The following is a 14,569-nucleotide window of genomic DNA, read 5'->3' on the forward strand; positions in this document are numbered from 1 at the left end:
CCGCGGGCGCGCACGCTAACGTTTCGGCAGGAGGCGAAAGATGGTGCTGCTGCGGTTGAGTTCGATGGCCCTGTCCCAGTCCCGGTTCGCGCTGTCGCCGAGTGCCGAGACGCTGGGGTCGATGAGCGTCCTGATGAAGCCCAGCTCCGACGCGTGGCTCGCTCCTTGGTACGCCCGACACCACGGCGCCTTCCATGCCGCGCTCGACGCGGACCCGTTCGCCAGGGGCCTTGTCGAGCTGATCTGCTCGACCAAGTACCTGCCCGGATATGTGAGCCGCCCGCCGACCGGCGGAATGCGCACCACGCTCGCCGACGAACTGAAGGCCGTCGCCGAAGCGAGCGACGACGACATACGTGCGGACCTCGACGCGGCGGTGGCCCGTAGCTGGAAGCGCCACGACCTGGAGTGGCTGACCGGCCACGGGTGGGGCGCCCGGACCGCCGACCTCTTCCGGCACGTGTGGACGACGCATGTGTCGCCGGACTGGCCGCGCCGCCGCGCCCTGTTGGAGCGGGACGTCACGTACCGGGCGGGGCTGCTCGCCGCGTACGGCTGGCCCAGAGCCCTCCAGCACATGAACCGCCGCAGCGCCTGGGTCGGTGCCGACGGGATCCGCTTCAGTGACCAGCCGGCCCCCGACTGCGTCGTCGGCGCGGACGGAATGCTGTTCGTCCCGGTCTGCGTGACGAGCGGCACCTGGCTCGCCGAGGCGCCCCCCGACCGGTACGCCCTGGTCTACCCGGCCCGCGGCACGGCCGGGCCGACCGGGCGGTCGCGAGCGCCGCAGGCTCTGGAACGGCTGATCGGCAGCGGCCGCGCCGCCCTCCTCCACGAGCTCGAACGCCCGGCGACCAGCAGTGAACTGGCGGCACAACTCGGCCAGTCACTCGGCACCGTCGGCGGCCACCTGGCCGTCCTGCGCGATGCGGACATGGTCATCGGTACGAGGGTGGGGCGACGCGTGGTCTACCGGCGCACGGAGGCGGGCGACCGCCTCGCCGGTCGTTCCGACTCTCCGGACCGGCGCTGAACGACGGCGACCGGCGCGTCTCGGCCGAGCGCGCCGCCCGCACGGCAGAGTGGACGTGTGGATGCAGATGATGTCGCCGAGGACCTCTACCGCCTGCCGCCCGCACAGTTCACGGCCGCGCGTGACGCGCGGGCCGCCGAGGCGAAACGGGATGGTGACGCGGCCACCGCACGCCGGATCGCCGCGTTCCGCAAGCCGACTCTCGCCGCCTGGGTGTCGAACCTCCTGGCGCGGCAGAAGGAGGAGGCCGGGCAGCTCCTCGAGCTCGCGGAGGCGCTGCGGGAAGCGCACCGTACGCTCGACCCGGAGCAGTTCCGGACCCTCAGTCACCAGCAGCATGTGGTGATCGCGGGCCTCGCGCGGCAGGCGGGCGGTCTCGCTCGGCAGGCCGGCCAGCCGGTGGGCGTGAGCGTGCTGCACGAGGTCGAGCAGATCCTCCACGCGGCGCTGGCCGACCCGGAGGTCGCTGAGCAGTGGGCAACCGGCACGCTCACGAAGGTCCCCACTGTGTCCACCGGCTTCCCCGGTACGGCCTCTTCGGCGCAGGTGTCAGCTCACAGCGCCAAGGCGAAGAAGCCCGCTGCGGCCACCCCCGCCGCCGTACCGACTTCCGCGCGCAAGACGCCCGACGCCGCCCTGGAGAAGCGCCGCGCCCGCATGAAGGAGGCGATGAAGGCGGCCACCGGGGCCGCGGCCGAAGCGAGCCGCCGCGACGACGACATGCGCCGGGCCGAGGAAGAGCAGGAGCAGGCCACCGCGCGGCGGTCCGCGGCGGACGAACGCGTCGCACTCCTGACCACTCGGCTCGGCGAGGCCGAGGAGGAGCGGTGCACCGCTGCCGCGGCGGCGGAGGAGGCGTCCGTACGGGTACGGGACGCCGCACACGAACAGAAGGCCGCCCAGCGGAAAGCAGAGAGTACGTCCCGGGCCGTTGAGAGGCTCTCGGCAGGAGATCCCGGCCCCTGAGCCCAAGGCTCACCCCTTCATCACGAACCGGTCACGCCCCCCACTCGTACCCATGTTCCATTGGATGCTGGCGACCGAGATCACGTCAGGGGATACGTGCTCGCGAAACGGAGTGAGAACATGACCGATCCGACCGCCGCACCACTGGAACTGACCCACGCCGATATCGATGAGGCGTCGCACGGCCATGACGTCCCGCTGGTGCGGGTGACACTCCCGGGAACCACGACGCCCGTGTGGCTGGCCACGCGCTACGACGTGGTGAAGGCGGCGCTAGGCGACAGTCGCTTCGTGCGGGACCTGGCGAAGGTTCCCGGTGCGCAGGGCGGGGGCGTCGGCGCGGAGCTGCTCGACGACGCGGGGCTGCCGCCGGAGTACCGGCAGTATCTGGAGATCCTCGTGATGGTCGACGGGCCCGAGCACACTCGGCTGAGGACGCACGTGATGCGGGCCTTCGCGCCGCGCCGGATCGCCGCGCTGCGTCCGCGCATCGAGCGCATCGTCCAGGAGGCGACCGGTGAACTCGCCGCGAAGGGCGACCAGTTCGACTTTCTGAGCGCCTTCGCCTACCCGGTCATGACGGACATCATCTGCGAGATCATCGGCGTGGAAGCGGCCGACCGGCCGAAGGTGAGCGGCTGGATCAGGGACTACGAGTCCGGTGAACCGGACAGGTTCCTGCCCGGCATCGACCATCTCGCCGCGTACATCGGCCAGTTGCTCGACCTCCGTGGCGCGGCCCTCGCGGAGGACCTGGTCTCCGATCTGCTGCGCTCCAGCGCGACGGCGGCACCGGGGCAGCGCCTTACCCGGCAGGAGATGGTCGCGCTCGTCTTCCTGCTGATCAACACGGGGATCGCGCCGCCCGCCTTCTTCCTCACCGACGCGGTCCTCGCCCTCCTCGACCACCCGCAGGAGACGGCCCAGCTGCGGGCGGATCGCGACGTGCTCCCGCGCGCTGTCCAGGAGTTGCTCCGCCACGTGTCGGCGGTGCGGGTCGGTGCCACCCTGTACGCCACCGAGGACGTGGAGCTCGGTGGCGTCCTGGTGTGCCAGGGAGAGGGCGTGACGAGCGGTCTGCTCGCCGCCAACCGCGACCCGGGAACCTTCGACGACGCCACACGGCTCGACCTCACCCGCGAGGTGGCGCGCGGGGCCGGGCACATCGCCTACGGCCACGGCGCGCACCGCTGCATCGGCGCCGCGCTCGCCAACCTCCAGACCGAGGTGATCCTCGACGAGCTGTTCCTGCGCCGCGACAGTTTGAAGCTGGCCGTCGAGCGGGACGCCGTCGAGCGGGTCGGGTTCGCGGGCGACGGCACCTATCCGACGGGGCTGCCGGTACGCATCTGAGTCACGGCCGGGCGCTCATGGGGCGGGGCCACGTCACAGTACGGCGATGCCCAGCGGCCGATGACCTGTGGGCAGTCGCCGGGTGTCCCCGCTGTCGAGATCCACGACGGTGATCCCGTCCCAGAACCCGTCCCGCGTGAAGCCCCCAGTCACGTAGGCGGTGCGGCCGTCGCGCGACGCGGCGACGTCCTCGTGCGGGCCGTCGAGGGGGACGACGCGCTCCTTCCCTCCGGCGGTACGGATCGTGAGCGAGGCGTCGTGGTCGCCGGCGCTGATGGGTCCTGTGCCGACGGCCAGCAGGGTGCCGTCAGGGGTGAGCTCGGCGCCGTGCTGGTGTGTGTCGGCGGTCATCGGTTCGACGGCCACCTTGCCGGTGCGCGGGTCGAGCACGGCCAGCTTCTCGCCCTCGAAGGGCAGCAGGAGCTTCCCGTCGTCGCGCACGGCGGCGTAGTGCGGCTTCAGCCACGAGCCGAGTCCGCCCTCCGTGCCGTACGGGGCGACCTCGAACCGGCGCGGAGTGAGCGTGTCGGTGCGTACGGCGGTCACGTCGAACGAGTCGTGGCCGGTCGCGTACACCTCGCTGCCGTCGCGGGCGACATCGACGTCGAAGGGGCGACGGCCGACCGGGACGCTGTCCGTGACCCTTCGCTTCGCCGTGTCGATGACCTCCAACACCCCGTTACTGTCAGGGACGTTGACGCCTACGTAGACGTGCTTTCCGTCGGGCGCGAGGGCGATGCCCATGCCGCCGCCGCGGTATTCGCCGGTCGTGACGGGGCCGGTCTCCGTCGTGTACGGGACGCGGCCGACGCTCTCGCGCGTCTCGGTGTCGACGACGGCCACGCCTTCGGCCGTCGCCACCCAGGCCCGGCCGTCCTCGCCGACGACGAGCCCGTACGGTGCGGTGCCCACCTTCACCGAGTCGAGGGTGCCGCCCTCCGGGTCCACGAACGTGACCGTGTCGCTGCCGAAGTCGGTCACCAGCAGGGTGCCTTGGGCGGTCCGCGCGGGCGCCGGCGCCGAGGGAGTGGCGGTGGCGGCCCGCGGTGCAGACGCGGTGGAGTCGGCGGTGCCGGTCGCCGTGCACCCCGCCGCGAGGAGGACGACGGCCATCGCCCCGAGCACACCGCGCGCGCGGGCGGTCATGCCGCGGCCCTGAGCAGCGCGGCGAGGGCGTCGAAGCCGCGGCGTTCCGCGTGTTCCAGGGCCGTGACGCCTTCCGCGTCCGCGAGATCCGGGCGGGCACCCGCCGCGAGCAGCAGCTCCACGATCTCCTGGTGGGCGCGGCCCCCGTCGCCGAGGATCACGGCTTCGAGCAGAGCGGTCCAGCCGAGGTCGTTGACGTGGTTGACGTCGATGTCCGTCTCCCGGAGCACCGCCCGTACGTACGCGACGTGGCCGCGCTCGCCGGCGGGGATCACCGAGATGCCGCCGTACCGGTTACGCAGGGTGAGATCCGGGCCCGCCGGGAGCAGGACGCGCATCATCGCGACGCTGCCGGTCACGCCGGTGACGAGCCACGGGCTGTCGTGGCGCCGGTCCTGCGCGTCCGGGTCCGCACCGGCCGAGACCAGGACCCGCGCGGCCTCCACGTGATCGTTGAGCGCGGCAAGGAGCAGCGGGGAGCGCAGTTCCTCGTCGCAGGTCTCTGCCGAGGCGCCGGCGTCGAGGGCGGCGCGCACCTCGGCGGCGTCACCACGGCGCGCGGCGTCCAGGAGTCGGCGGTCGCGGTCGTGCATCTCGGTGCTCCATGTCCGTAGGGAAGGAACGGGGCGCCCCCGTCTTCCGTTCCGGTGTCCATTCTCCGGCCGCGTCCGCGCTCACCGGTCGGCCTGCCGGCTGCGGCGCGGGAGCCCGACGGACGACATCGGGGTCAACCGATCGGCTGATGGAAGGAAGGCCCCCTCCGTACCCGGTGGGGCGCGGAGGGGGCCGTGATGGAGGCTCGCCCTCAGGGTGTGCACCGGTTGCCGTCGCCACGACAGGAACCCGAAGACGTCCTCGGGTTTTCCAACGAGCGGACATGTGCCATGTTCTGCCATGCCCGCACGGGACACCCGCACGGGGCAGATCGGAGTGTCACGTTGACGCGCGCCACGGTCTCCGCACGTTCACCGTGATTCCTGAGCGTGCGGCACGTGTGATCGATAGGTTGTTCCCCTGCACCTGCCGTCATCGGGGACGGCTATGACCGCAGTGGTGCAACGTGGGAGGTCAGATGCGTTCGCGAGTCTCGGCGTATGCGATCGCCGTCATGGAGGAGCAGCTGCTGCTGACCCAACTCGCCGACAGTTCACCGGTGTTCGAGCCCGGTCTGTGGCATCTGCCCGGTGGCGGGATCGACCCCGGGGAGCAGCCGCGCGAGACGCTGGGGCGCGAGCTGTACGAGGAGACGGGCCTGGAGTTCCTGAACGCCCGGCTGGTTGACGCGCGGGCCTACACCGCTCACCGGCTCGGCATCGACTGGCATCTGGTGGGACTCTTCTACCGCGTCGACCTCGAACCCGGCTCTCCCGTGGTGACCAAGGCGGACGACTCCACCAGCGCCGTCACCTGGATGCCCCTGTCCGGCTTGCGGGATTCCGAGCTCTCCCCTGCGGCGGTCGACAGCTTGGCGATGATCGGTGCGCGATAGAACCGTCGGCCCCGGGCGGGTGCGGCCCACCAGCAGCGAAGGAAGCGAACATGACCTTCCCCGGGAAAGGGGCATAAAATGCCGTGGGGAGTCTGGAGGCAGCATGGCCGAGAATCTGGACCGCACCACACGCCGGGGCTCCGGCTGACAAAATACTCGTCCTCGATGGAGTCCATGACATCCCGAACCAGGCTGATCTCCTTCAGCCGACCCTCGGACCCCGGCGATTCTGGGGAGGTGTCTGGATGGATGCGATCGGTTCGTCGAGGACGGGCCTGACATCGGCGGGCACGTTTTCCGAGCCCGGCGGGCTTCTGGACGCCCTGGCCGTTGCCGCGGTCATGATAGACCCCCAAGGCCAGATCTGCCTGTGGAGCCCGCAGGCGGAGGAACTGTTCGGCTACACCGCCGAGGAGGCGCTGGGGCAGTACGCCGCGCCGCTCCTGGTCGCCCCGGAAAACCAGGATCTCGTACTCAGCCTGTTCGCCGAGGTCATGGAGAGCGGCCGGAGCTGGGCAGGCGTCTTCCCCGTACGCCACAAGGACGGCAGCACCCGCCTGGTGGAGTTCCGCAACATGCGGCTCTACGACGAGCTCGGCGACGTCTATGCCCTCGGCATCGCCGGCGACCGGGCACTCCTGCGCAGCGTCGAGACGGACCTCGCGCTGTCCGTGCAACTCGTGGCCCAGTCGCCCATCGGGCTCGCGGTCCTGGACACGAACCTGCGCTACGTGATGGTCAACCCCGCGCTGGAACGCATCAACGCCCTGCCCGCCGAGGAGCACCTCGGCCGCGTTGTCGGGGAGGTCCTTCCGTTCCTTGACACCGAAGCCATCACGTCCTCGATGCGCCAGGTCCTGGCCACCGGTACCCCGCTCCTCAACCAGTTCACCGTCGGCCGCCCCGGCGGCGCCGCCGACGTGGAACACGCCTGGTCAGCGTCCTACTACCGGCTGGACGACCCGGCCGGCCGGGTCCTCGGCCTGGCGATCTCCGTGGTGGACGTGAGCGAACAGCACCGGGCCTCGACGGAAGCCGCACGGGCCCGTCGGCGCCTGGCCGTCATCGCCGACGCGTCCAGGACCGTGGGCACCACCCTGGACGTCGAGCAGACCGCCAACGAACTGGCGTCGGTGGTCGTCCCCGAGCTCGCCGACCTCGCGGCGGTCGACATCCTCGACGCCGTGCTCCAGGGCAGGCGCCAGGCCACCCCGGCCGCCGGAGGACCAGCCCTGTTCCGGGCCCTGGCGGTGAAGGCGGCCTACTCGACCGACGCCCTCCACGCCGCCGACGCTCCCGGGCAGATCGCCAGCTACGCCGCCGACCGCTACATCACCCAGTGCGTGACCTCAGGGCGCCCGGTGCTGGTGGAGCACGTGAGCGAAGCGGACCTGGAGCGCATCGCCCCCGATCCGGAGTCCGCGCGGGTCCTGTCCAACGCGGGACTGCACTCCTATCTGGCGGTGCCGCTCATCGCGCGTGGTGAAGTGCTGGGAGCGCTCGACCTGGCACGCGCGAGGAACGAGTCACCGTTCGACGAGGACGATGTCGTCCTGGCCGGTGAACTGGCAGCCCGTGCGGCGGTCTGCATCGACAACGCCCGCTCGTACCAGAGCGAACGCCGCACCGCCCTCACCCTCCAGCGCCACCTGCTCCCGCCCAGGCCACCCCGCAGGCCCGGCCTGGAGATCGCCTACCGCTACCAGCCCGCCCAGTCGGCGAGCGAGATCGGCGGCGACTGGTTCGACACCATCCCGGTGGCCGGGGACAAGACCGCCCTCGTGATCGGCGACGTGATGGGCAGCGGCATCAACGCCGCCGCCACCATGGGTCAACTGCGCACCGCCACCCGCACGTTGGCCGATCTCGACCTCGCGCCGGCCGAAGTGCTCCGCCACCTCGACCACACCGCCGCCGAACTCGACCCCGCGTTCGCCACCTGCATCTACGCCGTGTACGACCCGCACCGCGGCGAGTGCCGGATCGCCGTCGCGGGCCACCTGCCGCCCATACTGGTCAGACCCGGTCGGCGCCCCGAACTTCTCGACCTGCCCACGGGGACACCCCTCGGGGTGGGCGACGTCGCCTTCGAGGAGACGACCGTGAAAATGGAGTGCGGCGACCAACTCGTGCTCTACACCGACGGGTTGATCGAGACGCGCTCCGACGCCATAGACACCCGCATCAACATACTTCTCGACCTGCTCTCCGATCCGCAGGGGTCCCTGGACGAGGTCTGCGACCACCTCCTCGTCGCACTGCGCGCCCAGGAGGACCACGACGACGTGGCCCTCCTGATCTTCCGCACCCGCCCGCTGGGGATCACGTCCTAGAGGCACAGTGCCCGTCGGCTACAACAACTGCCGCCTCCGGCCGAGCCACGTCTGCGCGATGACCACGACCGCCAGGAACGCGCCACTGACGACCTGCTGGTAGGAGGAGTCGAGGGAGCCGATCTGGTTGATGACGTTCTGGATCACCTTCAGGAGCAGCACCCCCACCAGGGAACCGCTGACGTAGCCGAGGCCGCCGGTCAGCAGGGTGCCGCCGATGACGACCGCGGAAATGGCCTCCAGCTCCATGCCGTTGCCGAGAATCGTGACTCCGGAGGCCAGCCAGGCGGCGTTGAGCGCACCCGCCAGGCCCGCGAGGACGCCGGACAGCGTATATACGAGGATCTTGGTGCGGGCCACGGGAGCACCCATGAGGGCGGCCGCGTCCTCGTTGCCGCCGACCGCGTACACATGCTGGCCGAAGCGGCTGCGGCGCAGGACGACCGCGCCCGCCACGAACAGGACCAGGGTGATCCACACGGGGTTGCCGACGCCGAGGGTCGTGCCCTGCCCGAGCTCGGCCAGGAACGACCCCTTGGCGACGAGATAGGTGTCGGCGCCCTCGTTGGTGAGGGACAGCATCAGGCCGCGCGCACCCAGCATCGCGGCCAGCGTGACGATGAAGGGAGCGAGCCGCGAGCGGGCGATCAGCAGGCCGTTGACCACACCGATGAGACCGCAGACCGCCATCGGCAGCAGGAGCGCCACCACGGTGCCGTACTGCGAACCCCACGCGGCCAGAACGCCGCCCAGAGCGAACAGCGAGCCGACGGACAGGTCGATGCCGCCGGTGATGATGACGAACGTCATGCCGAGGGCGACGACCGCCAGGAACGCCGAACTCGTCGCCATGTTGGACAGGTTGTCCCCGGTGGCGAACGAGTCGAAGCTCAGCGACGCCACCGCCGAGACGATCACGAGGACCGCCAGCGCGCCGTGTTGCTGGACCAGCGCGCTCAGCCGCTCGGAGCGACTGCTGCCCACGGGCTCGGCGGCGTCGAGGAGTTCCTTCTCCGTGGGGGCCACGGTCCCTTCCGTTTCCGTCCTGGTCGCCGTCATCGCTTCCCCCGTCCGCGCGCCGCGTACACCGCCAGCACGATCACGATGGCCTGGGCGATCTGCGTCCACGAAGGCGGCAGATCGTGCTTGATGAGGGTGGCGGTGAGCAGCTGGATGAGGACGGCGCCCGCCACCGTTCCGGCGATGTTGACCCTGCCGCCGCTCAGGGGGGTCCCGCCGACCACCACCGCGGTGATCGCGGACAGCTCCATCAGATTGCCCAGCGACGTGGGGTCGCTGGCCTGCAGCCGCGCCGTCGCGAGCACACCCGCGACCGCGGCGAGGAGCGCGCACGCCACGTAGACGAGCATCAGGACGCGGCGCACCGGGAGCCCCGCGAGCTTCGAAGCCGCCCGGTTGTCGCCGATGGCGAGCAACTGCCGCCCGAAGGTGGTGCGCCGGACGACGAAGGCGACCAGCAGCGCGAGCGCGGCGGCGATGATGATGAGGTACGGGATGCCGAGGACGTCCCCCGAACCGAGCGACGCGAGCCCAGGGTTGTGCAGGTCCTTGAGCTGTGGCAGCAGCACCAGGGCGATACCCCGGCCGCCGACCATGAGGGCGAGGGTGGCCACGATCGGCTGGACGCCGACCCAGGCGACCAGCGCCCCGTTGGCCAGGCCCACCACAGCGGCGAACAGCGCCACCGCCAGCAGGGCCGGCGCGAGTCCGTATCCCAGATAGAGGGCCGTGACCGAGGCCGCGAGCGCCATGACCGCACCCACGGAGAGGTCGATGCCCTCGGTGCCGATCGCCAGGGCCATACCGAGCGCGACGATGATCACGGGCGCGACCTGCACGGCCTGCGTCCGGAAGTTCTCCGCGGACAGGAAGTGCGGGGTCACGGCGACATTGACGACGAGCAGGACGGCCACGCCCGCGTACACGCCGTACGTCTGCATCCACTGCAGGAGGCGCGCACGGTCGAGGGCGGCCGGCCGTATCGCGGCCTCAGCCATGGCGGGTCACCTCCCCGGCGGCGCCGGAGGCGGGGCTGCCCGCCGCGATGGTCTGCATCAGCTTGTCCTCCGTGACGTCGTCGCCGGTCAGCTCGCCGACGACCGCGCCGTCCTTCAGCACGACCACGCGGTCGGACCCTTCGATGAGTTCCTCCAGATCGGAGGAGATGAGCAGGACACCGAGGCCGTCCTCGGCCAGTTCGTCGACCAGCTTCTGCACCTCGGCCTTGGCCCCCACGTCGATGCCGCGCGTGGGCTCGTCCAGGAGCAGCACCTTCGGATTCATGGCCAGCCAGCGGGCCAGGAGCACCTTCTGCTGATTCCCGCCGGACAGCTCACCGACCTTCTGGTGCGGTGAAGAGGCCTTGATGCGAAGCCTCTTGACGAACGTGTCCACGATCTTGTCGACCTGGGCCTCGGAGACCAGGCCGAAACGGGAGAGCCGCGGCAGCGCGGCGAGCGCGATGTTCTCGCGGACGGAGAGCCCGGGGACGATGCCCTCGCTCTTGCGGTCCTCCGGCAGCAGGCTGATGCCGGCGCGGATGGCGGCGGGCGTGGATCCCGCGCGCAGCGGGACGCCCGCCACGGTGACACTGCCCGCCTTCGATGGCAGAGCGCCGGAGATCGCCTTGGCGGTCTCCGTACGCCCAGACCCGAGAAGCCCGCCCAGACCGACGACCTCGCCGGGACGGATGTCCAGCGAGACTCCGAGCAGCTTGTGAGGGACCGTCAGATCCCTCGCGCTGAGCACAGGTTCGGACTCCGCGGCATGGTGGTCGCCGGTGAACTTGGTGACGCCTTCGCTGCGTACCTCACCCATGTCACGCCCCAGCATCGTGGACACCAGCCTGAGCCGGTCCAGATCCGCGAGACGTCCGGTGTGCACCCGGCAGCCGTCCCGCAGCACCGTCACGGTGTCGCACACGGCGTACAGCTCGTCGAGCCGATGGCTGACGTAGATGACGGCGATCCCCTCGGCGCGCAGCCGGCGGATCACCTCGAACAGGGTCTCCACCTCGCGCGGTTCGAGTGAGGAGGTCGGCTCGTCCATGATGACGACCCGTGCGTCGGTGGCGACGGCCCGCGCCAGGGCCACCATCTGCTGCGCGCCGACGCCCAGCATGCGCAGTGGCTGGCGCACATCCACCCGCACCCCGTACGTGCGCAGCGTCTCCTCGGCCTCACGGTGCATACGGCCGAAGTCGAGCAGCCCGAACCGGTTGCGCGGCTCGCGTCCCAGGAAGAGGTTGCGGGCCACGCTCAACAGCGGGATGAGGTTGACCTCTTGGTAGATCGTGGAGATGCCCGCGTGCTGGGCTTCCAGCGGCGTGGCGAAGGAGACCGGGCGGCCCTGGAAGGTGATGACTCCGGCATCGGGCCGGTACACACCGGTGAGCACCTTGATGAGCGTCGACTTGCCGGCGCCGTTCTCGCCGATCAGGGCGTGGACCTCACCGGCGTGCAGCGCGAGGTCCACCCCGTCCAGGGCCCGGACACCGGGGAACGACTTGCTGAGTCCGCGGACAGTGAGGACTTCGTCGGAGGGAGCCACCTGTGCCTCCAGGGTGGGGTGAGGGCTCGGGCGAGGAAAGGGGAGTACGGGGGGAGTACAGGGGGAGGGGCGGGGGTGGGCCGGCTCGGCCCTGCCCCCGCCCGTCCGAAGCCGTGTCAGAACGCCTTGTCGATACCGGACTTGGCGTTCTTCGCGTCGTAGGCGCCGTCCTGGATGATGACGTCCTGGGGGACTTCCTTGCCCTGGGTGAACGTGTCGAGGGTCTGGAAGGCGAGCGGACCGAAGCGCGGGTTGGACTCGATGACACCACTGATCCAGCCGTCGACGATGCCCTGGACCGCGTTGCGCGTCCCGTCGACCGTCACGATCTTCACGTCACCGGCCTTCTTGCCGGCGCCCTTGAGCGCGGCGACCGCGCCAAGGCCCATCTCGTCGTTCTCGGCGTAGATCCCCTTGATGCCGGGCTTGGACTGGATCAGCTGCTCGGTGACCTGCTGGCCCTTCTCACGGGCGAAGTCGCCGGTCTGCTGGAAGACCACCTTGAGGTCCGGGGCCTTCTCCTTGATGCGGTCCTTGAAGCCCTTGGTGCGCTCGGTGGTGACGTTGTTGCCCGCGGCGCCGAGCAGGATCGCGACCTCGCCCTTGCCGCCGGTCGCCGCGATCATCTGGTCGGCGGCGCGCTTGCCCTGGTCGACGAAGTCCGAGGCGATGAAGCTCACGTAGTCCTTGCACGCCGTGGCGTTGATCTTGCGGTCGATGGTGACGATCGGCACCTTCTTGGCCGCGGCGGCCTTCAACACGGGTTCCCAGCCGTCCGAGTTGAGCGGGGCGATCACCAACAGGTCGGCTCCCTTGGCGAGGAGGTCCTGCACATCGCTGATCTGCTTGGAGAACTGGGACTGGGCGTTGGCGGTGAGCAGCTTCAGACCGCGCTTGTCCGCCTCGGCCTTGATCGAGGCCGTCTCCGCGATCCGGAAGGGGTTGGCCTCCTTCTCGGACTGCGAGAAGCCGACCGTGGCCTTCTTGAGATCGAGCTTCTTCCCGCCGTACGCGTCGATCGTGCAGCCCTTGCTGCCGGGCTTCGGCGTGACGACCTTCTGGCCCGCGTCGGCGGCGGACGCGGAGGAGTCGGACTTGTTCGCGGCGTCGTCCTCGGACTTGGCGCAGCCGGAGGCGGTGAGGGCCATGGCGGCGGCCAGGACCACGATCACAGGGCGGGCGGTGAGGTGACGGCGGTGGGCGAAGTGCTTCATGGTGACCCCGATCCGGGTGACGCGGCGACGGAGGGTTGGCAGGGAGCAGCGAGGGCGGCGAGTATGCGGCTCGACGAGGCGAGAGCCTCGACCGGTCCGCCCGCAGGAGTTTTTACATCGTTGGAAGGAGGGTGTAAAGCCTTTGTACGGGACGTGACCGCCCTGTGATTCGGACGGGCCGCCCGGCCGCGGTCAACGTGCGACCGCTGTGAGGTGCGGGAAGCTCAGCACGGTCCGGCTGCGAAGGCTCTGGTCCGGGCGCAGGACGGTGTCCGGATAGTCGACACGGTTGGGGGAGTCGGGGAAATGCTGCGTCTCCAGGCACAGCCCGGAGTGGGCGCCCAGCCTGCGACCCAGGAAGTCACTGAAACCGCCGTCGAGTTGCTGCCCCGCGTACACCTGGAGTCCGGGCTCGCTGGTGTGCACTTCGAGCACGCGCCCGCTGCTGGGATCCTCTAGGCGAGCCGCGCGCCGCAGGCCCAACTGCCCCTCGCCAGAGGGGTGGTCACGGTCGTCGAGCACCCAGCAGTGGTCGTAGCCGCCGGCGCGCGCCAACTGCTCGTCGGGTTCGGCGATCCGCGAACCGATCCGCCGTGACCGGGTGAAGTCGAACGGTGAACCGGCCACCGGTGCGGGTGCGCCAGGCAGCGGGAGGCCGGTCTCGTCGATGGGCAGATACGTGGCGGCGTCCACCGTCAGAAGGTGGTCGAGCACTCCTCGGTCCGGGTCCCCGGAGAGGTTGAAATAGGCGTGGTGCGTCAGATTGACCGGCGTGGGGCGGTCGGTGACGGCGTGATAGTCGAGCGCGAGCGATCCGTCGGACGTGAGGGTGTAGGTGACCGACACCTGGAGCGAACCGGGGAAGCCCTGGTCGCCGTCCGGACTGTCCAGGCTCAGCCGCAGACTCGCGGCGCCGTCGGGCCGCTTGCACGGCTCGGCCCGCCACACCCGGCGGTCGAACCCGTCGGCCCCGCCGTGCAGCGAGTTGCCCCGGTCGTTGCCGGGGATGTGGTGCCGCGTTCCGTCGAGGGTGAACGTGCCCGCGGCGATGCGGTTGGCGAACCGCCCCACCACGGCGCCGAGATACGCGCCATGGGTGGCGTAGTGCTTGACGTCCGGGAGGCTGAGCACGACGTCGGCGGGCGGCCGCTTTCCGGGGCCGGGGCCGGAGTCGGGACCGGGGACACGCAGGGAGTGCAGTGCGGCGCCGTACGTCAGCACGCCGGCCTCGACTCCGCTCGCACTGCGCAGGGTCCAGCGCTCGACCGGGAGGCCCGAGGGGGTGACGCCGAAGGGTGCCGAGAAAGGGGCGGCGAAGGACATGGGCTCCTCGCGGGGGTGAGGACCGGGCTCCGGCCGACGCCGGACGCGGACGATGCCGGCGGGGGCGCGGACGGAGCCGGAGACCGGCAGCTGCGGATGCCTGGACATTACAACGTTGTAAGAGACCGGTACAGGTATCTGC

12 protein-coding genes are annotated in these 14,569 nt (G+C 70.6%); 5 read left to right on the forward strand and 7 right to left on the reverse strand.

Annotated elements, in window-relative coordinates:
* Positions 1–40 precede the first annotated feature (40 nt).
* From AC07EJ_RS22335 to AC07EJ_RS22345, 3 genes are all read left to right on the forward strand, one after another.
* Positions 41–1,033 (forward strand): helix-turn-helix domain-containing protein, encoded by a 993-nt coding sequence (locus AC07EJ_RS22335; protein ID WP_389485286.1) that lies wholly within the window; start codon positions 41–43, stop codon positions 1,031–1,033.
* A 57-nt stretch (positions 1,034–1,090) separates the two neighbouring features.
* Positions 1,091–1,999: a hypothetical protein gene (locus AC07EJ_RS22340; RefSeq protein WP_478884792.1), complete on the forward strand. Its 909-nt coding sequence runs from the start codon at positions 1,091–1,093 to the stop codon at positions 1,997–1,999.
* Positions 2,000–2,119: 120 nt separating this feature from the next.
* Complete coding sequence (locus AC07EJ_RS22345) at positions 2,120–3,352, forward strand: cytochrome P450 (protein ID WP_478884793.1); 1,233 nt, start codon at positions 2,120–2,122, stop codon at positions 3,350–3,352.
* A gap of 33 nt (positions 3,353–3,385) precedes the next feature.
* Here AC07EJ_RS22345 and AC07EJ_RS22350 read toward each other — a convergent pair whose 3' ends face one another.
* Entirely contained in the window at positions 3,386–4,498 is a 1,113-nt protein-coding gene (locus AC07EJ_RS22350; RefSeq protein WP_478884794.1) for a YncE family protein, read from the reverse strand.
* Positions 4,495–5,091: an ankyrin repeat domain-containing protein gene (locus AC07EJ_RS22355; RefSeq protein WP_389485296.1), complete on the reverse strand. Its 597-nt coding sequence runs from the start codon at positions 5,089–5,091 to the stop codon at positions 4,495–4,497. The genes AC07EJ_RS22350 and AC07EJ_RS22355 overlap by 4 nt, the downstream gene beginning before the upstream one ends.
* A 479-nt stretch (positions 5,092–5,570) precedes the next feature.
* On the opposite strand from AC07EJ_RS22355, the gene AC07EJ_RS22360 reads away from it, so the two are divergent.
* Together AC07EJ_RS22360 and AC07EJ_RS22365 are read left to right on the forward strand one after the other, a co-directional pair.
* Positions 5,571–5,987 (forward strand): NUDIX domain-containing protein, encoded by a 417-nt coding sequence (locus AC07EJ_RS22360; protein ID WP_389485299.1) that lies wholly within the window; start codon positions 5,571–5,573, stop codon positions 5,985–5,987.
* 245 nt (positions 5,988–6,232) lie between these two features.
* The gene (locus AC07EJ_RS22365) at positions 6,233–8,320 is read left to right on the forward strand and encodes a SpoIIE family protein phosphatase (RefSeq protein WP_478884795.1); all 2,088 of its coding nucleotides are present in this window, start codon (positions 6,233–6,235) and stop codon (positions 8,318–8,320) included.
* A gap of 18 nt (positions 8,321–8,338) precedes the next feature.
* Here the strand turns inward: AC07EJ_RS22365 and AC07EJ_RS22370 are convergent, their stop codons facing one another.
* From AC07EJ_RS22370 to AC07EJ_RS22390, 5 genes are all read right to left on the reverse strand, one after another.
* The gene (locus AC07EJ_RS22370; protein WP_389485304.1) at positions 8,339–9,379 is read right to left on the reverse strand and encodes an ABC transporter permease; all 1,041 of its coding nucleotides are present in this window, start codon (positions 9,377–9,379) and stop codon (positions 8,339–8,341) included.
* Positions 9,376–10,338, reverse strand: coding sequence for an ABC transporter permease (locus AC07EJ_RS22375; RefSeq protein WP_393581909.1), 963 nt, complete (start codon positions 10,336–10,338; stop codon positions 9,376–9,378). Before AC07EJ_RS22375 ends, AC07EJ_RS22370 begins: the two co-directional genes overlap by 4 nt.
* Positions 10,331–11,890 carry a sugar ABC transporter ATP-binding protein gene (locus AC07EJ_RS22380; protein WP_389485308.1) on the reverse strand — a complete coding sequence of 520 codons (1,560 nt, stop codon included), beginning with the start codon at positions 11,888–11,890 and terminating at the stop codon, positions 10,331–10,333. Before AC07EJ_RS22380 ends, AC07EJ_RS22375 begins: the two co-directional genes overlap by 8 nt.
* Positions 11,891–12,006: 116 nt before the next feature.
* The gene (locus tag AC07EJ_RS22385; protein WP_389485311.1) at positions 12,007–13,104 is read right to left on the reverse strand and encodes an ABC transporter substrate-binding protein; all 1,098 of its coding nucleotides are present in this window, start codon (positions 13,102–13,104) and stop codon (positions 12,007–12,009) included.
* Positions 13,105–13,296: 192 nt separating this feature from the next.
* Positions 13,297–14,427, reverse strand: coding sequence for an aldose epimerase family protein (locus tag AC07EJ_RS22390; RefSeq protein ID WP_478884869.1), 1,131 nt, complete (start codon positions 14,425–14,427; stop codon positions 13,297–13,299).
* Between the last annotated feature and the right edge of the window lie 142 nt (positions 14,428–14,569).

Source organism: Streptomyces sp. NPDC045026 (assembly GCF_056432625.1).

Bases quoted from the DNA above. Each gene is read 5' to 3' on its own strand.
- AC07EJ_RS22335 (WP_389485286.1), top strand. From the start codon at position 41: ATGGTGCTGCTGCGGTTGAGTTCGATGGCCCTGTCCCAGTCCCGGTTC.
- AC07EJ_RS22345 (WP_478884793.1), top strand. From the start codon at position 2,120: ATGACCGATCCGACCGCCGCACCACTGGAACTGACCCACGCCGATATC.
- AC07EJ_RS22350 (WP_478884794.1), bottom strand. From the start codon at position 4,498: ATGACCGCCCGCGCGCGCGGTGTGCTCGGGGCGATGGCCGTCGTCCTC.
- AC07EJ_RS22355 (WP_389485296.1), bottom strand. From the start codon at position 5,091: ATGCACGACCGCGACCGCCGACTCCTGGACGCCGCGCGCCGTGGTGAC.
- AC07EJ_RS22360 (WP_389485299.1), top strand. From the start codon at position 5,571: ATGCGTTCGCGAGTCTCGGCGTATGCGATCGCCGTCATGGAGGAGCAG.
- AC07EJ_RS22365 (WP_478884795.1), top strand. From the start codon at position 6,233: ATGGATGCGATCGGTTCGTCGAGGACGGGCCTGACATCGGCGGGCACG.
- AC07EJ_RS22370 (WP_389485304.1), bottom strand. From the start codon at position 9,379: ATGACGGCGACCAGGACGGAAACGGAAGGGACCGTGGCCCCCACGGAG.
- AC07EJ_RS22375 (WP_393581909.1), bottom strand. From the start codon at position 10,338: ATGGCTGAGGCCGCGATACGGCCGGCCGCCCTCGACCGTGCGCGCCTC.
- AC07EJ_RS22385 (WP_389485311.1), bottom strand. From the start codon at position 13,104: ATGAAGCACTTCGCCCACCGCCGTCACCTCACCGCCCGCCCTGTGATC.
- AC07EJ_RS22390 (WP_478884869.1), bottom strand. From the start codon at position 14,427: ATGTCCTTCGCCGCCCCTTTCTCGGCACCCTTCGGCGTCACCCCCTCG.